This is a genomic window from Salipiger bermudensis, assembly GCF_017309175.1.
Lineage (GTDB): Bacteria > Pseudomonadota > Alphaproteobacteria > Rhodobacterales > Rhodobacteraceae > Salipiger > Salipiger bermudensis.
Genome location: NZ_JAEKJV010000017.1, coordinates 74,281 through 92,447 on the forward strand (window position 1 = coordinate 74,281; position 18,167 = coordinate 92,447).

Consider the following 18,167-nt stretch of genomic DNA (forward strand, 5'->3'; position numbering starts at 1 on the left):
CGGTCACGAAGGTCAACCGGCGGGTTGACATATATCAATCGATCTGGTGACATTTGTTAAGCGCGCAAAGTCGAAGGGGGACCGACATGCCCGATTCCGAATACCGGGATATTCGAAAGCTCGATCTCTTTGCGCAGATGGCGGATGATAATTTCACGTCACTGATGCGTGGCGCCTATGTGCAGAATTTCCCTGCGCAGATCGAACTGATCACTGAAGGAGAACCGAGCGATTTTCTTCATATCGTCATTTCGGGCTCGGTCGATCTGTTTTCGTCATGGAACGGTCGCGAGACCAGTATGGCGACTGTCCGCCCGATATCGACCTTCATTCTTGCCGCGACTATCAAGGATGCGCCCTACCTGATGTCGGCCCGCACGCTGGAGAAAAGCCGGATCGCGCTGATCCCCAGTCAGGACGTGCGAGCGATCTTCGACGCCGACAGCAACTTTGCTCGTGCGATCGTCACGGAACTGGCGCAGTGCTATCGCTCGGTCATCAAGGCGCAAAAGGATCTGAAACTCAGAACGTCGCTCGAGCGGCTCGCGAACTACCTACTCAGGCAGCAACGGCACGCCGGCGGCGGGGCCGCGTTCGAGTTGAATTTCGAAAAGCGGCGCCTGGCCTCCGTGCTGGGGATGACTCCTGAAAATCTCAGCCGCGCCTTCAAGGGCCTGCAGCCTTATGGCGTTACCGTGACCGGCATCCGCATCACCATCGAAAACCAGGCGGACCTTGAGCGCTTTGCGAAACCAAATCCACTGATTGATGACTTTTCAACCTGAGGGACTGACAGATGATCAAATCCATGCCCGGCGCCGCCGGAGATCTCGCCGAGGAACACCCCGATGTCTGGAAGGCCTATGCCGCCTTGGGCAAGGCAACGGCCGATTGCGGCCCCCTGACGGACCGCGAGAAGCGCCTCGTCAAGCTCGCCCTCGCGATTGGCGCGGGATCCGAAGGCGCGGTCCATTCCCACACTCGGCGCGCCAGATCGGAGGGGATTGAGGCTGAGGCGATCATGCAGGTTGCGATGCTGGCCATCGGCCCGCTTGGCCTGCCTCGTGCCGTCGCCGCGAAGACCTGGATCGAAGACATCAAGGATTGACGTTCAGGGAAGCGGGCTGACCCCAAAAAGAAATGGATGCGCCCAGAGCAGCGCCCCGTAAAGCGTAATGCCTTCCGCAAGCCTCAGGAGAGTGCCCACCGACGGGGACGCCGAGAGGAACGGTGCGTCCACCACGCGATCACGCATCCGTTGCCACTCTGGCCCCATTTCGCGACGTTTGCGCCGGTCGATCAGTCGGCCTCCCAGCAGCGCGAAGGCGGCGAAGGTGCCGAACAGGATCACATGGGCCAGATCTCCGTTGGGCACGACATGGGCCGCCGCCCAAAGCGCCAACGCCAACAGCAGCGGATGACGCGACAAGCGAACGATGCCGGGCTGTGCCGGGTCGAACTGGTCGTTGCGTGCACCCCCGAACGAGAAAGGGTTGGGTCGGCCGATGGAGAGCGCAAGGATCACGCAGACCGGCCCCATGACCGTCAGTGGGACATGGACCTGCCATGGAGCCCAGTCCCAAAGGGTAACATGCGGTGCGCGACCCGCCGCCCCGATCAACCAGGAAAGCACCGCCAGCGACAGGGCGGAATAGGCCAGTGTGAAGCCGGAAGCGCCTAGTCGGGCCTGAAGCCGAGGCCGCAACGGCGGGCGCACGGGCAGGGAATGCGACAGGAAGAACACGACATAGGCGAGGGCGAACTCGAACCATCCCATGGATGCGCGCCTCAGATCCGCTTGGCGGCAGGGAGACGTAGCAAAAGCACGCCGTAAATGACCGCAAAGCTGCCGAAGGCGACGATCCACGACAGCCCGGACACCGTGTGCAACGGGCTGGAAAATTCGGGCCATACGCCGCCCGCGACCCGCGCGAATACGGACAGGATCAGGGCCAGATAGATCACGACCGTCCCTGCTCCCGCCCGCAGGTCCTGCCCGGTATGACCAAGCGTGGCGCGTGTCATCACCGCCAGTGTCATCAGGCCGATTGCCCCGGCCATCCAGAAATGCTGCGCGCCCGCCATTCCGAAGGACCCGGGAGCCAAGATTTCTGCGGCCAATGCGAGCGCCCCCAACGGCACGAAGGCGTAGCCTACGTGCAACACAGTCACCAGCGGCTCGGCAAAGGTACGGTGCCCGGCCCAACGGGCCGATCGCAGGGCGTGCAACACGCCTGCCAGCGCAAGCGCGAACCCGGTCAGCGTCCCCAGAGGCAGCGCAACCCACAGCACAAGCGCCACCAGAAGAGCCAAGAGCGCCCCCTTGTCGAAGGACTGCATCGACGCCACGGGCAGGACGGCGCTGCGCCGTTTCACGAGCCAGTTGCGGGTGAAGGACGGCACTATGCGGCCGCCAATGACCGCGATCATCATGATGCCCGCGCCGAGGCCCAGCCGCAGGCCGTAACCTTGCGCAGCGTACTCGCCTCGCGCGGCCTCCCAATGGAACAGCGCGTTGCCAACGGCGAAGACGACCAGCATCCCCAGCACGATCAGATTGCGCCAGTTCCGACCCGCCACGATCTCGCGCCCGATGACTGTGGCCAGCATGACCGGGAAAGCCAAGTCGACCACCGCCACCAGCAGCGCCGGCAACTCTGCCGAAAAGATCACCGCCACGCGCCCCGCAAACCACAGCGCCGCCAGCCCGCCCAGCAGCCAGCCGACGATCGGCAGGCGCCCCGTCCAGTTCGGCACCGCAGTCAGAAGAAAGCCTGCGACGACGGCGCCGAGATAACCGTAGAGGAACTCGTGCGCATGCCATGACACGGGGTCGAAGGCTGTGGGCACCATCATGTGCCCTGACAGCATCGGCACCCAAAGCACCATCGCCAGCGCAGCCCAGACGGCCGCACCGAAGAAGAACGGGCGGAACCCGTAGGTCAGGATCGCGGGTCCGGTCCAGGCGCGCATCTGTTCGGCGGTCGAGGTCATTTGTGGCGTCCCTTGCGCGCTCAGGCCGGCGCGGCGGCGGCAATGCGGCGGTAGCCTGCCGTGCCATGATAGAAACCGTTGCTCAGGCCCGCATCCCCGCTCAACATCGCAAGGCGAGAATCGGCTTCGCCAATCGGCATGCGCCCATGGAGCACATCGCGGAACACCTGCGTCACCGCGACCATGTCCACCGCCTGTGGCATCAGCCGCAGGTGCGTCACGCCATCGGCAACCAGACAGGCAGCTTCGGGGAGCAGGTCGATATAGCTTTCCGACAGGGTCTGGATGCCGTTCACCCGCAGGATCGGTCGGTGGTCGCGGGTGCGCAGCGCCATGCCGTCGGGGTCTTCTTCACAGACGAACTGGCAGTTGTCCTTGGTGCGGCCGTGCGCGCGGGCGTGATAGCATCGCGCCGACACCGCCAGAGAGGCGCGGCCGTAGACCTGCACCTCGACGCCGAGCCCCAGCGCGCCCGCGTTCCGCGCCGCGGCGGCGATGGCCGGGGCCGGCATCTCGGCCGGTAGGCAGACATGGGTCGCGCCCTTCCCGGCCATCCAGGCGATGGTCGCCTCGTTATAGGCGTTCATGAAGGGGCCGATCCGGTGCGGGCGTTTGCCGCGCGCAAAGAGGCCAGCGGCATTGTTGATCTCGATCTCGGGCGCGTCCATCGCGGCCAGATCCTCGGTCACCTTGCGTTCGCGCTTCAGCATGACCTCGGCCAGCGTCGACAGGATCACGCGCTTGCCTGCGCGCTCCAGCCGCTCGATCGTGGCGGGCAGGTCTGCCTCGTGGAAGGGCGCGCGCTTGGAGCAAATCACCTCGCCCAGATAAACCTCATCCACGGGCGCCTCGTCGGCGATGCGCGCATAGAAGTCACGCCTGGCGTCTGCGGGCCAGTGATAGGCGATGGGGCCGAGCGTCAGTTTCGTCATGGTCTTCACCGCCATTTCTTTGTCTCGAAGGCGCCCTGGGTCTGTTTCTGCCCCTCGGTCAGGGCGATCAGATCGGCGATGTTTGCGTCGCGTCCGGCCTTGATGTCGTCCACTGCTGCGCGGAAAGCACGCACAACGCCGCGGACATAGCTCTTCGACCGCTGACGCCCTTCGATCTTGAAGGCATGTACGCCCGCCTCGATCAATTCAGGCAGGAGCCTCGACAGATTCAGGCTGACGGGTTCCTCGAAGGCGTAGTAGCCCTCGGGGCGATGGGGCGCGGTGTAGCGGCCCTTGCAGATCGTGGGATAGCCGGCCTTCTCTTCCGGTCCGAAACGGTCGATGGTGAAACCCGCCAGCTGCGAGGACATCGACCCGTCGGCGTCGCGCACATATTCCACATCTGAGGCAGGCGAGCACACGCCGTCCATGTTCGTGGATTGACCCGTCAAGTAGTTGGTCAGGCTGCAGCGCCCCTCGACCATCAGCCCGTGATTGCCGAAGATAAAGGTCTCGATCTCACAGGGAATTTCGCGGCGGATCTGGCGGATCTCGGGGATTGTCAGGATGCGCGGCAGGACCACGCGGTTTACGCCGAAATTCTCGCAATAGTAGCGGATCGCCTCGGGCGATGAGGCCGCGGCCTGCACCGACAGGTGCAGCCGAATGCCCGGATATGTCCGGGCGATGTAGTCGGCCACGCCCATATCGGCGACGATGAACGCATCCACGCCCAGCCGCGCGCCGGTGTCAGCCGCTTGCCGCCAGAGATCCACCTTGCCGGCGGGCGGATAGGTGTTCAGCGCCAGCAGCACCTTGGTGCCGCGCGCATGGGCATAGACAACCGCCTCGACCAATTCATCGGGTGTGAAGTTCAGCCCCGGAAAGTTCCGCGCATTGGTCGCATCCTGGAAGCCGCAGTAGACCGCATCGGCGCCGGCGTCGACGGCGGTGCGCAGTGCGGCGGGGGTGCCCGCGGGGCAGATCAGTTCGGCAAGGCTCATGCGTATTCCTGCGGTTTGGTGGCATCCGGATAGGCCCGCCGCAAACGTGCGAGAACCGCCTGTCCAGCTGGCCCGAACATCGCCGACGTCTCTTCGGCCAGCGAGCCGTCCATGTCGTCGAGCGCGTTCCGAAGACGCACGACGGCCTCGGTGTCCCCGCTCACCTCCAGATCGCGCGAGAAGAAGGCCGCGTCGCCGTCCTGCTCGGCGTCGATCAGTTCCAGAAGCAGCAGGAACCGTCCGCGGATCGTGGCACCGGCCTGTGGCGCCGCATCGCGCGGAACGGCGCGGAAGATCAGCGCCTGCGGGTCGGGACGCAGATGCAGCGCAAAGGGCAGTTCCACGGGGTCGACCAGGAAATCGGTCGCCTGGTGCGGACCGAGCCGCGCGAAGAGCGACGGGTGCCGCGCCGCGACCCGACGGACAACGCGCGTCAGGACCGGTTGCAGCACAAGGCAGGCAAGCCGCGCGATCGCGCCTTCGCCGGGCCGCAACCGGGCAGTTGGTTCGCTCGTCGGGGTCATGATGGGTCCTTTCGCTCCCCCGATACGCCCGTCTCGGTCACGATCCTGTCGAGGGGAATGTCATGGGGCTGCGGGTAGATTGTGGTCAGTCGGGCTGCCGCCAGTGCGATGCCGATGGTGACGGGCCGCGGCGAGAGCGCGGCCAGTGTCCGGTCGTAATAGCCGCCGCCCCAGCCAAGCCGGTAACCACCCTCGTCCCAGCCGAGGCAGGGCGCAAGCGCGATATCGGGCACCAGGACCTCCGCCTCGGGCGGCGGAACGGGGATGTTCCAATGGCCGCGCAGCATACGCATGCCCGGCGTCCATCGTCGAAACACGAGCGGCGCTGCGGGGGTCTCCACCACCGGCAGCGCGATACGGACCCCCGCCGCGTGAAGATCGGACAGGAACGGGCGCAGATCCGGTTCTCCTCGGATCGGCCAGTAGGCGGCAAGCACAGTCGCCCGGAGAGTCCCGCGCGCGGCAAGGACTGTTTCGAGATGACCGCAGATGGAGTTGCTCGCCTGCGCCCGTCCTGTCTGGCCCAACCCCTCCCTAAGGTCGGCCAGTCTTGTCCGCTCGGCCCGGCGCCAGCGCGCGACATCGCGCGCCTGCTGCGCATCCGTGCCAAGCGGATCGAAATAGGTCGGGTCCACCTCCGCCGCCATGCAGGGGGGCGAGGCGTAGGTCCCCTGTCCGCTCATGACGTCGCGCCCTCCTCGGCCACGGTTGCGACGGCGGCGTTGCACCAGTCCATGACGGCAGCCTCGGTCGGTGCGAGACTCGTCGCCATCCCATCGGCGTAGCGGTCGAACGCGGCCCTGTGGGTTTCGGAGAGGCCCGTCAGGACAGGAACACCGCGAGCCAGCGCCTCGGCGATCAGCGCGCGGAAGCCGCGCCCCTCCGCCTCGCTCAGGCCGAACTTGTTCAGGATCACAAGGTCCGCCCGGCCAGCCTGCAGCCGCGACATCGCCACCCCAACGGCCTGCTCGAAGGCGCCCGCGTCCATACGGCAGGCGGTGGCTCCTGGGCCAAGATCCTGCGTGATGCGCCAGCGAGGCCCGTTGGGCAGAAGCCAGAGATCGCAGTCGCACGACCCCGATCCGGCATCGGGCGAGGCCGAGCGCAACGCACCCACCAGCACGACGCCGTCCCGCGTCAGCCGGTCAGCCACCGCGTGCAGAAGACGATCCGTCGCGCCTCGTCCCTCGACTGTCACTCCCGCGAGCCGCATCTTCGTCTCAAGCGTGCTCGAAGCGCGGGAACAGCACGTCATTCTCCAGCGCGATATGGGCCGCGAGATCGTCGAACAGCGCCTTCAGGCCGCCATAGAGCGAGCGCCAGGAGCCGCAGGCGTGCTCGGGCGGCGTCAGATCGCAGGTGAGCCGCCGGATCAGCGCGATGTTTTCGGCGTGATCATCGTGGTCGGCGCGCATCACCGCGATGGGGTGTTCGATGCCCGGCCCACCGCCCGCGCGCATGGCCGGAAACAAAATCATCTCCTCCTTCATCATGTGATCCTCCATCTCGCCGGCGAGCGTCCGGATGGCGGCGGCGAGCCCCGTGGGCGCGTCGGGATCGTCCGCGTGCACCCGTTCGACTCGGTCGGCCAGCGGCATGAGCGAGGCGAGATCCTCCCGGTGCATCTCATGATAGCGTGTCAGGATATGATCGATCAGCGCGCCGGTGTCCTGCGGCACATCCGTTTCGTGGAGGTCTTTCATCGCGAGCCCTTTCACTGGCGCATCGCCGGGTCCTTGCGTGGGCCATAGCGAATTGGTATTTTCAATGCGCATACCATCTTGTGAATGCGCATTTCAACTACCAAATCAGGAGCGCGACCTTGCGCCTCACCTCCTTCACCGATTACGGCCTGCGCGTTCTCATGCGGATGGCGGGCGCACCCGACCGGGCCTTCACCACGTCGGAACTCGCCGATGAATTCCGTGTCTCCCGCAACCATCTGGCCAAGGTGATCTCGGCACTTGCCGCGGCAGGTCTTCTGGAGACCCGGCGCGGCGGCGGGGGCGGCGCAACGTTGGCCCGTAAACCCGAGGACGTCCGCCTGGGCGATGTGGTGGCGGTGCTCGAAGCCGATCAGGCGCTGGTGGAATGCTTTTCTGCCGGCAACAATGCCTGCACCCTGACCCCGCACTGCCGGTTGAAAGCGCGACTGGCCCATGCCGAGGCGGCGTTTGTCGCCGATCTCAACCGCAGCACTCTGGCCGATTGCGTCTACCGACCTGAAAATGCCTGACGCGCCGCCCACGCGATCCAGCCCCAGACCGCGCCGCGCAGGGCCATGGCGAAAACGGTACGCATCTCGAAGGCTCCGCCCCAGGCGACGTGCAGACCGAAGGCAGCAAAGACCAAGAGCGTTGCGGCGAAGATTGCGAAGGATAGGGGCCATGCCCATTGCCGCCGCTGCCAAAGGCCAAGGCCCGCGACGAAATAGGCAAGGCCGGCCAGCGTGTTGAACCACAGCACGAAGGGTACGACTGCCCCCATGTCGGCTGATCCGAGCAATGTTCGGCCACCAGAGAAAATGGTCAGCACGCCAAAGGCAATCGCAACACCGCCCGCTATGCGGAGCGTCAGACTGGTTCTAGGCATCGCAAGCGCCCTCCTTCGCGCTTAGAAGGTCCATCTGCACGTCAAACAGCCGCAACCCCTCCGGCACGAGCGCAAAGCCCCGCGCGCCAAGCGTCCAACGGATCGCGACGCCCTGCACCAGCGACGTCAACAGGATGGCGACATCCTCCGGGCTGACATGGCGTTTCATCTCGCCCGCAGCCTGAAGATCATGGACCACGGCAACAAGGCGGCCCTGAAAGGCGCCCAGAAGCCCCCGGAACACGTCGCGCAGGGCTGGATTGTCCACCTGCAACTCGCGCGAGAACAGGATCGACGGCAGGGCAGGCGTTTCAGCAATGGCGGTCAGTTGCGCACCGATCAGCGCTTTCAGGCGCGCGTGCGGCCCGGTGGCCCCCGTCTCGGCCACAGCCCAGTAATTCTGCAACCGGTCAGCGATATCCTCGGCCACCGCCAGCCAAAGCGCGCCCTTGGTGGGGAAATGCCTGAAGATCGCAGGCTGACTGAGACCGATGGCCCGCGCGACCTCCGTGGTGCTCAGCCGGTCGGGTCCGATCTCATCGGCCAGTCGCAGAACCTCGGCCACGATTTGCGCCTTTCTCTCTTCAGCGCTTTGACGGCCTGACATGCGTCACCTCTTATTAGTTATAACTCACTAACATATACTGTTGCCAACCGCAAGCTCTATCCCGAGTCGCGCGCCCAGACCGAAAGGATCCTCGCCATGCCCGCCGAAAACACCCCCACCGGCTATTCCCGCCTGCAGATCGCGCTGCATTGGCTCGTCTTCGCGTTGATCGCGCAGCAATATCTCTTCAAGGACGCGATGTCGGCTGCCTGGGACCGCATCACGGATGGGCTGGAGGCAGGATTCGACCCGCTGGTCCTTGCCCACGTTGCGGGCGGCGCGCTGGTGATGATCTTCGCGCTGTGGCGGTTGACCCTGCGCGCGCGGCGCGGGGTGCCCCCAGCGATCGAGGCCAGCAAAGTCCAAGGCATTCTCGCCAAGCTTACCCATATGGGCCTTTACGCGCTGATGATCCTGATGCCGCTCAGCGGGTCCGTCGCGTGGTTCGGCGGGGTCGAAGCCGCAGCGCAGGGGCACAATGTGTTGAAGATTGTCCTGCTGGCTTTGGTCGCCCTGCATGTGGTCGGCGCGCTCTACCATCAGTTCGTGTTGCGTGACGGAACGCTGGCGCGGATGCGCCGTGCGCAGGACTGAGCCCATGCGTCTGGCCCCACTTCTTGCCATTCCGCCCATTGCTCTTGGTGCTGCGATTGCGGTCTGGATGGTCGCGAATGCGCCCGGTCCGGCGCAGATCGAAGGGCGCGCGCCCGGCCTGCCCGTCCGGGTGATGACGGTCGCAGCGGAGGATATCCGCCCGACCGCAACCGCCTGGGGTAATCTAAGGGCGGCCGACACCTGGGTCGCCGTGGCCGAGGTGCAGGGCGAGGTGATCTGGCGCCATCCTGATCTGCAAGCCGGACGCCTGATCCCGGCCGGAACCGAGGTGTTGCAGATAGACCCGGCCGATTACGAACTGGCGCTTGCGCAATCGCAGGCCGATCTTGCGGCACTTGCCGCCGAGAGTGCTCAACTGGCCGCCGAGGCGGCCAATACGGCCCGAATCCTTGATCTGGAACGTGCCCGCTTGGAACTGGCCGAGGCCGATCTGACGCGCACGCGGACCTTGGCCGAACAGGGCACCGTCCCACAATCGCGCGCAGACGAGGCCGAGCGCGCCACGCTTCTGGCCCGCCGCACGGTGGCGGAGCTGGAAAACACGCTCGCCCTGATCCCGTCCCGCGAGGCGCGGATAGCGGCACAGGTCGCGCGCAGCGAGGCCGCCATCGACCGTGCGCGCCGGTCGCTCAACCGCACGACCCTGACGACGCCGTTCGACCTCCGGGTGACTGAGGTGACTGCAGAGCAGTTTCAGACCGTCGCCCCTGGCCATGTGGTGATTCGTGCCGACGGGATCGCGGCAGCCGAGGTCGTGGCGCATTTGCCGATCGACAGTTATCGACGGCTCGTGGGAGATGCAGCAGAAGGCATCTCCCTAGCGGACATGATGAACGACATGCCCGTCACGCGCATTGATGTGACGCTCAGCCCGCTGTCGGACCGGACGCAAATCTGGACTGCCCACATCAGCCGGATCGAGGGCGCGCTGGATGCACGTGCGCGCACCGTGCCGGTCGTCGTCAGAGTTGACGACCCCTATGAGGGCGCGGACCCGCCTCGCCGCCTGCCGCTGGTGCCCAACATGCAGGTGCAGCTTTCTTTTTCGGGTGCTCCCCTCACAGGCGCCATCGCGATCCCCGATGCCGCCTTGCATGGCGGCATGGTAAGTATCCTTGGTCCCGATGACCTGCTGGAATTGCGCCCCGTCACCGCCGCCTTCGCGCAAGGTGCCTTTGTCGTGATCGCCGAAGGCCTGTCGCCTGGCGACCGCGTGGTGATCGACGACATCGCTCCGGCCATCCCCGGCATGGCGCTAACGCCGGTCGAGGTCCAGCAATGATCCGCTGGTTCACCGGCCACCCGACCGCGGGCAACCTGCTGCTTCTGTTGTTCCTTGCAGCGGGCGTCTTTGCAGCACCCGGTCTCTTGCGCGAGACATTTCCCGACTTCCGCGCGGTCGAGGCCGAGATCACCGTGCCCTATAGGGGTGCTGCCGCCGCAGATGTCGAAACCGCTATCTGCGCGCCGCTCTGGGATGGCGTGCAGGGTGTCGAGGGGCTGGAAACCTTCACCTGCTCCGCTCAGACCGGCCGCGCGCGCGCCGTTGCGACCATGGCGCCCGGCAATGACGCGCTGCGCTTTGTCAATTCGCTGCGGACCGAGGTTTCGGCCATCGACACCTTCCCGGACCGCGCCGATCCGGCTGTCGTCCGTGAATTGCACCGCTCCGATCCGGTCACTTCGGTCGCCATATCGGGCGATCTACCGCTGGGCGAGTTGGATCTTTACGCCGACGCGCTGTCGGACCGCCTTACCGCCCTGCAAGGTGTCGCGGGCGTCACCCGCGGAGGCCTCGGCACCCGGACACTGACCATCATCGCGGAGCGCGCCGTTCTCGACAGCCACGGGCTTACACCGTCGACGCTGGCCGCCGCCATCGCCGCGCAGAATATCGACCTGCCCGCCGGCACGCTGGAGGGGTCGGGCGCGGACCTGACCCTGCGTTTCACCGCCGAACGCGAAACGGTGACGGCGCTGGCCACAATCCCCGTGCTGGTACTGCCGAACGGCGCGACGCTGACCTTGGGCGACGTGGCGATGCTCGAAGAACGCTTTGAGCCGCAGCAGGACCGCGCCTTTGTCGATGGCACCCCGGCCATCGTGATCGATGTGGCGAAGGCACTCGATGCCGACGCGCTGCGGGTGCTCGACGGAGTCGCTGCGTTGGTGGCCGAGGAAACCGCCCGCCTACCGGGCGCGATCACTGTGGAAGTGGTGCAGGATGTGACCTCCATCATCCGCGACCGGCTGGTGATGCTGGTACAGAACGGCGTCATCGGGCTTGTGCTGGTCGTCGTCGTGATGAGTCTGTTCTTCCGCCCCGGTTTCGCAATCTGGGCTGCGATGGGCCTGCCCGTGGCCTTTGCCGGGGCGTTTGTCTGGATGGGGCTGACCGGGCTCAGCCTGAACATGATGACGCTGGTCGCGCTTCTGATGGCGATCGGGATCGTGATGGATGATTCCATCGTGATCGCGGATTCCATCGCGGTACACGCCGCCAAAGGCGCTACGGTCGAGACCGTGGCTGCCGGGGTCGCGGCCGTGGCGCCAGGCGTGATCTCATCCTTTCTCACGACGCTTGCCGTGTTCCTGCCCCTGGCCTTCCTTGCAGGCGAACTGGGCGCCGTCCTCGAAGTTCTGCCGATTGTCCTGTTGGCCGCATTGTTTGCGTCATTGATCGAAGCTTTCCTGATACTCCCGCACCACCTCAAAGGCGGGATGAAGGAAACCAAGCCGTCGCGCTTTCGGATCCGTTTTGATGCAGGGTTCGGCTCCTTGCGCGAAGGCGTGGGCCGAATGGCCGATACCGCGATCAAGGCGCGCTGGCTGGTCGCGGGGCTGGCGATCGGGGCGCTGATCTTGACCGTTGGTGCCTTGGGCAGCGGTGTCGTCAAACGTGAGGCGATGCCCGAAATCGACGGCGACGTGCTCGAGGCGCGGCTGATGCTGCCCGCGGGCACCCCGCTGTCGCGCACGACCGAGGCGGTCGCGCAGGTCGAGGCGGCACTGGACCGGGTCAACGCCCGCCTCACCCCAGACCAGCCCGAGGCACAACCTCTGGTGATCCGCCGCATCACCCGGCTGGGCCGTAATCTATCGGCTGGCGAGAGCGGTGCCCATGTTGCCACCGTCGCGGTAGACCTGCTGGGGGCCGAAACGCGCAGCAGCACGCTGGACGACATCGTCACGCTCTGGCGGGAGGAGATCGGGACGCTGCCCGGCGTCACCTCGCTGATTCTGACCGAGCCGGGGATCGGCCCGCAGGGCATCGCGGTCGAGCTACGCCTGAGCCATCCCGACCTCGCAACGCTGGAAGGGGCGGGCCGCGCCACTTTGGCGGAGCTTGAAACCTATGCCGGTGTGCGCAACGCGATCCTCGACCTGCGCCCCGGCGCACCGGAACTGCGGTTGATCCTGTCGCCCGGCGCCGAGGCCCTGGGGCTAACCGCGACGGATGTGGCTGGCCAGCTTCGCGCGGCCTTCCTCGGCACGCAGCTTGCCGAAATCCGGCGCGGCGATCTGGCCTGGGATATCGAGGTGCGGCTGGCCGATGAGGACCGCGCCACCCGCGCCGACCTGACCGCCTTTGAGATCGCACTGCCCGCGGGCGGCACCGTGCCTCTGTCCAGCATCGCCGCGATCACGGAGGCCCGCGGCTGGGGCACCATCACGCGCCGTAGCGGTCTGCGCACGCTGACCGTCTCGGCCGATGTGGACGGCCGGATCGGCAATGCCGACGCGATCACCGCACAGCTTTCCGAGGACTTCCTGCCTGATCTGGCGGCCGCCACCCCCGGCCTGACCTTCGAGATAGGCGGGCAAGCGGCCAATTCTGCGGAAACCGTCTCCTCCATCCTGCGCGGGTTCCTGATCGGGCTGGTGGGCATCTACCTTGTGCTCAGTTTCCAGTTCCGCAGCTATATCGAGCCGCTGATTGTGATGATCACCATCCCGCTGGCATTCCTCGGGGTGATCTGGGGTCATGTCCTGATGGGCTACAACATCTCCATGCCGTCTCTGGTGGGCGCGGCGTCGCTCGCGGGCATTGTGGTGAACAACGCGATCCTGCTGGTCGGCGTCATCAACACCCGCCGCGCCGAGGGACTGTCAGCTGCGCTGGCCGCAGGAGAGGCCGTGCGCGCCCGCTTCCGCCCGATCTTCGTGTCGGTCTCGACCACGATCATGGGCATGGCACCGCTGCTGCTGGAAGCCTCCACCCAGGCCCAGACGCTCAAGCCCCTGGTGATTTCCGTGGTGTTCGGCCTTCTCGCCGCAACCGTGCTTATACTGGTCGTGCTACCTGCATTCTACTCAGCGCTCGAGGATATCCGGCCACGCAAACAGACCAACGCCGTGGGCCCAATTGGTCAATGACCCTTCACGCTTTCTCAAAAGACGGCTTTGCGCGTCTGCTATTCAATCCTCCGCGCCCCAGAGCATACGCAGACAAAACCAGTCAACGCACACCCACGCGATTTCCAATACTGGATCAGGTGATCAAGGCGATTCGTACTTCGCATACTATGCACCATGGGACACCTCGCTTCGACGTGCTTTCGCAAAGCCGCGATCCGTTGCGATGAACCGCTCCAGCATGGGAACCACCAGTTTTTTCGGTTCGATTGCGCCCTGACCCGCCTCACGGCCGAGGATTTCACCATAGGCGATCAGGTCGCGATGCAGCTCTGCAGGCACTTCCACGGTCAGCTTCACAGGCTTGTTATCCGGGATCGGTCCGAGTTTCAGCTTGGTCATGTCAGCCTCCGGCTGGCGCGAAGACGAGATCGCGCGTGACGATCACACGGACGGGAAAGCCCGGGCGGATGGTGAGGGTCGGCGGGACCTCCAGCTGGCGCTGAACAATGCGCTGGCCAGCCTCGTTGATCGTGTCGAGGGCCCCGTCGCGGAGAGCGCGGGCAAGGCTGTCTTCCTCGTCGAGGGAGAGTTCCGCGCCGACGGCGAGCAAAGTCGACAGCCCAGCCGCGCGCAGGATGCTGGCCCAGTGATTGTCGACACGGTCCTCGAGACCGGCATAGCCCGCGGTATCCGCCCCGGGCTGGCGTTCTAGGACGAGGGACCGTCCATCGGGGAAAATCAGCCGGGTCCAGACCAGGAGCACGCGGCGCTGGCCGACGGTGACGCTGTCGTCATAGGCGCCGATGAGGCGGGTGCCTTGCGGGATCAGGAGCAGGCTGCCGGTGGGGCTATCGTAGACGTTCTGGGTGACCTGCGCGGTGATCTGGCCCGGCAAGTCGGAGCGGATCCCTGTGATCAGCGCGGCCGAGATGACGGAACCCGCCTGCAACAGCCAGGGCGAGGCCGGAGGTTGCACGCGGTCGGGGGCGACCGTCCGGCGGTCAGTTGGTGCCGTCAGAAAGGCCTGGCGTGGATTGGTTTCCGGGGTCGAGGCCAAACCGCTTACCGGAGCCGCAGGCGGCATCTGGAACCCGGTGGACGCGGGTGCCCCGGGCTGTGTCTGGAAGAAGAGATCGCTCACGCGGGCCGCTTCCAATTCGGCGAGCCGTTGCTGTTCCGCCGGGTCCATGGTCGGCGGCGCGAGGCTCGGCGCGGCGACGGGCTGGCCGCGTTGCTGCGCGTCGAGGATGCCGCCACCGAGGTCGCCCGGCAGGGGCGGTCCGAGGCGCGGGATCGCATCATAGCTGCCCGGCAGATCGCGGAGGCCATCGGCGGGTTGGCGGCGGTCCGTGGTGATCAGCTCTTCCGGCGCGTTGGTCCGGTCCGGGCGTTGCAGCCCGTAGATCAGCGCGGCACCGATGCCGAGGCCCGCGACGACGCCAAGTCCGATGATCACCTTGCGGGAAATCCGCGTGACGCGCGGCGGATCGGCGCGCAGGCGCATGGCGGCAGCGGTGTCGCTCGCAGCTTCGCTCATGTCCCTTGCTCCGCATCCTGCCGAACGGCGGAGGCTTCGGTCTGGGGCTCTATCCGCAGGATCCGCACCACTTCCTGGCGGGGCCCGCGCCCAAGGCGCAGCTCTGCCGCACCGAAAAGCCTGTCGACAATCAGCACGTTGCCCAGGATGCGAGAATTCACGATCTCCAATTCACCATCGGTGCCGAGCACGAAGAGCGGCGGCATCTCGCCCTGGGCGATGCCGCGCGGGAAGACGACATAGACCCGGCGCCCGTCGTCGAAGACCGAGACCGGCCGCCAGGGCGGGCTGTCGCCCTGCAGGCCGTAGCGGTGGTTGCGTGCCTGCGCGGGCGGGATGCGCGGCGTGGTCGGCGCGACGCGTGGGGCGTCGGGCGCACGCGGATAGGCCCAGGAAATGGCAGGCATCCAGGTCTCTTCGCTGGCGTTGAGTTCGATCAGGTAGGTCCGCCGGTCGGTCGAGATCACGAGGTTCGTGCGGATATCCGGCCGTGTGGGTTTCACGAGGACGAGGACGCGGGTGTCCCGGCCCGCGCCGCTTTCGGTGTCGCCAATGATCCAGCGCGCGGTGTCGCCCGCCGCGATCGGGCCGGTGCCCGCCAGGCGTTCGCCGGGTTCGAGGGCGATGGTCGTGATCTGGCCCGGGGCGGCATAGACCTGATAGAGCGCGCCCTCGGACCAGGGGTAGATCTGGATCGCGTTGAAATACCCCGCCTGCCGCGGCTCGACGCGGGCGGCCTGATTGGCATTGCCGACCTGCGCGACGGGAGTGGCGGCGGCCTCGCCGCCCCGGCTCGGGGTCCAGGCGGGCGGGACATGGAGCGGGCGCGGCCGGTCGTCGGGCGCGGTCACGGGGGGTGACGGCAAGGGCGGGACCGCGTCGTCATAGGCAAAGTCGGGCGGGCGGTCGCTGGCGCAGGCGGCCAGAAGCGTGGTCGCCAAAAGGACGGCGGGCAGGATCGGTCGGGTCATTGGCTCATCTCCCGCGACCAGTTGATCGCGTTCACATAGATTCCGAGGGGGTTGGCGCGCAGGCGCTCGGCCGTGCGCGGCGGGTCGATCACGATGGTCAGGATCGCGGTCCAGCGCTCGGTGCGGGCGAGCTGACCGTTCTCGTAGTGCCGCTCGGACCAGGCCACACGGAAGCTGTCGGGCGAGGCGCGGATGACACTCGAGACCTCGACCGAGACCTGGTCTTCGCCGACCCGCGTGAAGGGATCGTTGGCCCGGGCATGGTCGTTCAGCGCCAGCGCGCCGCGGTCGGTGGTGAACTCATAGGCGCGGAGCCAGTTCTGCCGGACGACGATGGGATCGGCGGGCAGGCCCCGGACCTCCTCGATGAACCGGGCGAGATGCCAGGCGATCTGCGGATCGCTCGGGCGATACCCGGCGCGGGCCGCCTCGACGGCGCGCGCCTCGCCATGCCGGTCGATCTCGACGACGTAAGGCACCACGGTGCCGCGCGCCGATTGCCAGACCAGCGCCGTGGCGAAGCCACCGGCGAGGATCAGGCAGCCGAAGGCCATGAGGCGCCAGTTCTTCGCCTGCACCCGGGCAGATCCGATGCGTTCGTCCCAGACTTGGGCGGCCTTCTGGTAGGGAGTCTCGGGTTCGGGGGTCTTGCCGTAATGCGCGGCGGCGCGTTTGAAGAGGCTCATGAGCGGTCGCTTTCAGAGAGGGGGACGGAGGCGCCGGAGCCGGGACTGTCCCCGGCGCGCAGCGCGTGGGTGGCGGCGGATACACCATGGCTCATGGCCTGGCTGCGGCGCATCGAGCGCGCCCAGGCCGGTGGACCGCCTGCTTGGGCGGACATGGCGGTCGATGCGCCTGTCCCGCTGCCGAGCGAGGAGGTGCCACCGGTGGCGGCGAAACCCGCGCGGGCACCGTCGGCATGGCTTGTCTTGACGGCGTTACTGACCGAGGCGGCGGCCCGGCGCAGGGGCGATGCAGCTGCGGACCCCGCGGCCTTTGCTACACCGCCGAGACCGGAAGCGACGCTTGCGGGCCCGGTCTGGCCCATCGATCCGAGACTGTAGGCGGTGGACGCGGCCCCGGTGGCCGCCGCAGCGCCGCGCGTGGCAGCTGCCCCGCCCGAAGCGAGCGCCCCGGCTCCGCGGGCGCCGAGCAGGGCCCCGCCACCAGCAGCGAAGGCAGCCCCACCGACGGCAAGCCCGGTGCCGACGGCGGCCCCCGCCCCCAGTTGCGGGCCACCGGAGACGAGGCCCGTGGCGATGCCGGGGCCGAAGATGCCGAGACCAAGGAGCGAGAGCGCGGCAAGAACGATCGCCATGGCCTCGTCGATGGTGGGCGTCACGCCCCCGAACCCGGCGGTGAACTGGCCGAAGAGCGTCGAGCCGATGCCGATGATCACCGCCAGCACCAGCACCTTGATGCCGGAGGAAACGACATTGCCCAGCACCCGTTCGGCCATGAAGGCGGTTTTGCCGAAAAGGCCGAACGGGGTCAGCACGAAGCCCGCAAGGGTCGTCAGCTTGAACTCGATCAGCGTCACGAAGAGCTGCACGGCGAGCAGGAAGAAGGCCAGCAGCACCAGCGCCCAGGCGAAAAGCAGGCAGGCGATCTGGATGAAGTTCTCGAAGAAGGCGACGAAGCCCATGAGATCGGCGGTGGATTCAAGAAGCGGCCGCCCCGCGTCGAGCCCGGTCTGCGCCACGCGGCCCGGGCGCAGGAGATCGGCGGGTGAAAACCCGGTGCCGGAGGCGAGCAATCCCAGCCCTGCGAAACTGTCGAAAACGATGGCGGCGAGGCTGTTCCAGTTGGAGATGAGCCAGGCGAAGACGCCCACGAAGAGGGTCTTTTTCACAAGGCGGGCGATGATGTCGTCATCGGCGCCCCAGGCCCAGAAGAGCGCCGCCAGCGTCACATCGATCACGATCAGCGTGCTGGCGATGAAGGCGACCTCGCCACCCAGAAGCCCGAAGCCAGAATCGATATAGGAGGTGAAGACCCCGAGGAAGGTGTCGATGACGCCGGTGCCGCCCAT

21 protein-coding genes are annotated in these 18,167 nt (G+C 66.5%); 6 read left to right on the plus strand and 15 right to left on the minus strand.

Annotation, left to right across the window (positions count from 1 at the left end; all coding sequences use genetic code 11):
• Positions 1-86 precede the first annotated feature (86 nt).
• Together JF542_RS19500 and JF542_RS19505 are read left to right on the plus strand one after the other, a co-directional pair.
• Positions 87-785: a cyclic nucleotide-binding domain-containing protein gene (locus tag JF542_RS19500; protein WP_207077072.1), complete on the plus strand. Its 699-nt coding sequence runs from the start codon at positions 87-89 to the stop codon at positions 783-785.
• 11 nt (positions 786-796) lie between these two features.
• Complete coding sequence (locus JF542_RS19505; protein ID WP_207077073.1) at positions 797-1,108, plus strand: carboxymuconolactone decarboxylase family protein; 312 nt, start codon at positions 797-799, stop codon at positions 1,106-1,108.
• Positions 1,109-1,111: 3 nt separating this feature from the next.
• On the opposite strand, the gene JF542_RS19510 is transcribed toward JF542_RS19505, so the two are convergent.
• Genes JF542_RS19510 through JF542_RS19545 form a run of 8 tightly spaced genes read right to left on the minus strand, consistent with a single transcriptional unit; the run spans position 1,112 to position 7,157 of the window.
• Positions 1,112-1,777, minus strand: coding sequence for an NnrU family protein (locus tag JF542_RS19510; RefSeq protein WP_207077074.1), 666 nt, complete (start codon positions 1,775-1,777; stop codon positions 1,112-1,114).
• An 11-nt stretch (positions 1,778-1,788) separates the two neighbouring features.
• Positions 1,789-2,994: an NnrS family protein gene (locus JF542_RS19515; protein WP_207077075.1), complete on the minus strand. Its 1,206-nt coding sequence runs from the start codon at positions 2,992-2,994 to the stop codon at positions 1,789-1,791.
• A gap of 20 nt (positions 2,995-3,014) precedes the next feature.
• Positions 3,015-3,926, minus strand: a complete 912-nt coding sequence (ubiV, locus tag JF542_RS19520) for a ubiquinone anaerobic biosynthesis protein UbiV (RefSeq protein WP_242533849.1) — start codon at positions 3,924-3,926, stop codon at positions 3,015-3,017.
• A 5-nt stretch (positions 3,927-3,931) separates the two neighbouring features.
• The gene (gene ubiU / locus JF542_RS19525; RefSeq protein ID WP_207077077.1) at positions 3,932-4,930 is read right to left on the minus strand and encodes a ubiquinone anaerobic biosynthesis protein UbiU; all 999 of its coding nucleotides are present in this window, start codon (positions 4,928-4,930) and stop codon (positions 3,932-3,934) included.
• The gene (gene ubiT, locus JF542_RS19530) at positions 4,927-5,454 is read right to left on the minus strand and encodes a ubiquinone anaerobic biosynthesis accessory factor UbiT (protein ID WP_207077078.1); all 528 of its coding nucleotides are present in this window, start codon (positions 5,452-5,454) and stop codon (positions 4,927-4,929) included. The genes ubiU and ubiT overlap by 4 nt, the downstream gene beginning before the upstream one ends.
• Positions 5,451-6,137, minus strand: a complete 687-nt coding sequence (locus JF542_RS19535) for a 5-formyltetrahydrofolate cyclo-ligase (RefSeq protein WP_242533850.1) — start codon at positions 6,135-6,137, stop codon at positions 5,451-5,453. Before JF542_RS19535 ends, ubiT begins: the two co-directional genes overlap by 4 nt.
• Complete coding sequence (locus JF542_RS19540) at positions 6,134-6,652, minus strand: DUF2478 domain-containing protein (protein WP_340689167.1); 519 nt, start codon at positions 6,650-6,652, stop codon at positions 6,134-6,136. The genes JF542_RS19535 and JF542_RS19540 overlap by 4 nt, the downstream gene beginning before the upstream one ends.
• Positions 6,653-6,674: 22 nt before the next feature.
• Positions 6,675-7,157 (minus strand): hemerythrin domain-containing protein, encoded by a 483-nt coding sequence (locus tag JF542_RS19545; protein ID WP_242533851.1) that lies wholly within the window; start codon positions 7,155-7,157, stop codon positions 6,675-6,677.
• 119 nt (positions 7,158-7,276) lie between these two features.
• On the opposite strand from JF542_RS19545, the gene JF542_RS19550 reads away from it, so the two are divergent.
• Positions 7,277-7,690, plus strand: coding sequence for an Rrf2 family transcriptional regulator (locus JF542_RS19550; protein ID WP_207077081.1), 414 nt, complete (start codon positions 7,277-7,279; stop codon positions 7,688-7,690).
• Here JF542_RS19550 and JF542_RS19555 read toward each other — a convergent pair.
• Both JF542_RS19555 and JF542_RS19560 read right to left on the minus strand, forming a co-directional pair.
• Positions 7,669-8,046, minus strand: a complete 378-nt coding sequence (locus tag JF542_RS19555) for a hypothetical protein (protein ID WP_207077082.1) — start codon at positions 8,044-8,046, stop codon at positions 7,669-7,671. The genes JF542_RS19550 and JF542_RS19555 overlap by 22 nt on opposite strands.
• Positions 8,039-8,611, minus strand: a complete 573-nt coding sequence (locus JF542_RS19560) for a TetR/AcrR family transcriptional regulator (RefSeq protein WP_340689168.1) — start codon at positions 8,609-8,611, stop codon at positions 8,039-8,041. The genes JF542_RS19555 and JF542_RS19560 overlap by 8 nt, the downstream gene beginning before the upstream one ends.
• Before the next feature lie 138 nt (positions 8,612-8,749).
• Between JF542_RS19560 and JF542_RS19565 the strand changes: the two genes are divergently transcribed.
• Genes JF542_RS19565 through JF542_RS19575 form a run of 3 tightly spaced genes read left to right on the plus strand, consistent with a single transcriptional unit; the run spans position 8,750 to position 13,645 of the window.
• Positions 8,750-9,247, plus strand: coding sequence for a cytochrome b (locus JF542_RS19565; protein ID WP_207077084.1), 498 nt, complete (start codon positions 8,750-8,752; stop codon positions 9,245-9,247).
• Positions 9,248-9,251: 4 nt separating this feature from the next.
• Entirely contained in the window at positions 9,252-10,550 is a 1,299-nt protein-coding gene (locus JF542_RS19570) for an efflux RND transporter periplasmic adaptor subunit (RefSeq protein WP_207077085.1), read from the plus strand.
• The gene (locus tag JF542_RS19575) at positions 10,547-13,645 is read left to right on the plus strand and encodes an efflux RND transporter permease subunit (protein WP_207077086.1); all 3,099 of its coding nucleotides are present in this window, start codon (positions 10,547-10,549) and stop codon (positions 13,643-13,645) included. The genes JF542_RS19570 and JF542_RS19575 overlap by 4 nt, the downstream gene beginning before the upstream one ends.
• 147 nt (positions 13,646-13,792) lie before the next feature.
• Here JF542_RS19575 and JF542_RS19580 read toward each other — a convergent pair whose 3' ends face one another.
• The 5 genes from JF542_RS19580 to trbL are packed head-to-tail and all read right to left on the minus strand — an operon-like array spanning position 13,793 to position 18,167.
• Entirely contained in the window at positions 13,793-14,026 is a 234-nt protein-coding gene (locus JF542_RS19580; protein ID WP_207077087.1) for a DUF2274 domain-containing protein, read from the minus strand.
• A 1-nt stretch (position 14,027) separates the two neighbouring features.
• Positions 14,028-15,164, minus strand: coding sequence for a TraB/TrbI/VirB10 family type IV secretion system protein (locus JF542_RS19585; protein WP_207077088.1), 1,137 nt, complete (start codon positions 15,162-15,164; stop codon positions 14,028-14,030).
• Entirely contained in the window at positions 15,161-16,135 is a 975-nt protein-coding gene (gene trbG, locus JF542_RS19590; RefSeq protein ID WP_207077089.1) for a P-type conjugative transfer protein TrbG, read from the minus strand. The genes JF542_RS19585 and trbG overlap by 4 nt, the downstream gene beginning before the upstream one ends.
• Complete coding sequence (trbF, locus tag JF542_RS19595; protein WP_207077090.1) at positions 16,132-16,821, minus strand: conjugal transfer protein TrbF; 690 nt, start codon at positions 16,819-16,821, stop codon at positions 16,132-16,134. The genes trbG and trbF overlap by 4 nt, the downstream gene beginning before the upstream one ends.
• The gene (gene trbL, locus JF542_RS19600) at positions 16,818-18,167 is read right to left on the minus strand and encodes a P-type conjugative transfer protein TrbL (protein ID WP_207077091.1); all 1,350 of its coding nucleotides are present in this window, start codon (positions 18,165-18,167) and stop codon (positions 16,818-16,820) included. Before trbL ends, trbF begins: the two co-directional genes overlap by 4 nt.

Excerpts from the sequence above, each read along its gene's own strand:
- JF542_RS19580 (WP_207077087.1), bottom strand. The coding sequence starts at position 14,026 with ATGACCAAGCTGAAACTCGGACCGATCCCGGATAACAAGCCTGTGAAG.
- ubiU (WP_207077077.1), bottom strand. The coding sequence starts at position 4,930 with ATGAGCCTTGCCGAACTGATCTGCCCCGCGGGCACCCCCGCCGCACTG.
- JF542_RS19510 (WP_207077074.1), bottom strand. The coding sequence starts at position 1,777 with ATGGGATGGTTCGAGTTCGCCCTCGCCTATGTCGTGTTCTTCCTGTCG.
- trbL (WP_207077091.1), bottom strand. The coding sequence starts at position 18,167 with ATGGGCGGCACCGGCGTCATCGACACCTTCCTCGGGGTCTTCACCTCC.
- JF542_RS19585 (WP_207077088.1), bottom strand. The coding sequence starts at position 15,164 with ATGAGCGAAGCTGCGAGCGACACCGCTGCCGCCATGCGCCTGCGCGCC.
- trbF (WP_207077090.1), bottom strand. The coding sequence starts at position 16,821 with ATGAGCCTCTTCAAACGCGCCGCCGCGCATTACGGCAAGACCCCCGAA.
- trbG (WP_207077089.1), bottom strand. The coding sequence starts at position 16,135 with ATGACCCGACCGATCCTGCCCGCCGTCCTTTTGGCGACCACGCTTCTG.
- JF542_RS19565 (WP_207077084.1), top strand. The coding sequence starts at position 8,750 with ATGCCCGCCGAAAACACCCCCACCGGCTATTCCCGCCTGCAGATCGCG.
- JF542_RS19545 (WP_242533851.1), bottom strand. The coding sequence starts at position 7,157 with ATGAAAGACCTCCACGAAACGGATGTGCCGCAGGACACCGGCGCGCTG.
- JF542_RS19570 (WP_207077085.1), top strand. The coding sequence starts at position 9,252 with ATGCGTCTGGCCCCACTTCTTGCCATTCCGCCCATTGCTCTTGGTGCT.
- JF542_RS19505 (WP_207077073.1), top strand. The coding sequence starts at position 797 with ATGATCAAATCCATGCCCGGCGCCGCCGGAGATCTCGCCGAGGAACAC.
- JF542_RS19515 (WP_207077075.1), bottom strand. The coding sequence starts at position 2,994 with ATGACCTCGACCGCCGAACAGATGCGCGCCTGGACCGGACCCGCGATC.
- JF542_RS19555 (WP_207077082.1), bottom strand. The coding sequence starts at position 8,046 with ATGCCTAGAACCAGTCTGACGCTCCGCATAGCGGGCGGTGTTGCGATT.
- JF542_RS19535 (WP_242533850.1), bottom strand. The coding sequence starts at position 6,137 with ATGAGCGGACAGGGGACCTACGCCTCGCCCCCCTGCATGGCGGCGGAG.
- ubiT (WP_207077078.1), bottom strand. The coding sequence starts at position 5,454 with ATGACCCCGACGAGCGAACCAACTGCCCGGTTGCGGCCCGGCGAAGGC.
- JF542_RS19575 (WP_207077086.1), top strand. The coding sequence starts at position 10,547 with ATGATCCGCTGGTTCACCGGCCACCCGACCGCGGGCAACCTGCTGCTT.
- ubiV (WP_242533849.1), bottom strand. The coding sequence starts at position 3,926 with ATGACGAAACTGACGCTCGGCCCCATCGCCTATCACTGGCCCGCAGAC.
- JF542_RS19500 (WP_207077072.1), top strand. The coding sequence starts at position 87 with ATGCCCGATTCCGAATACCGGGATATTCGAAAGCTCGATCTCTTTGCG.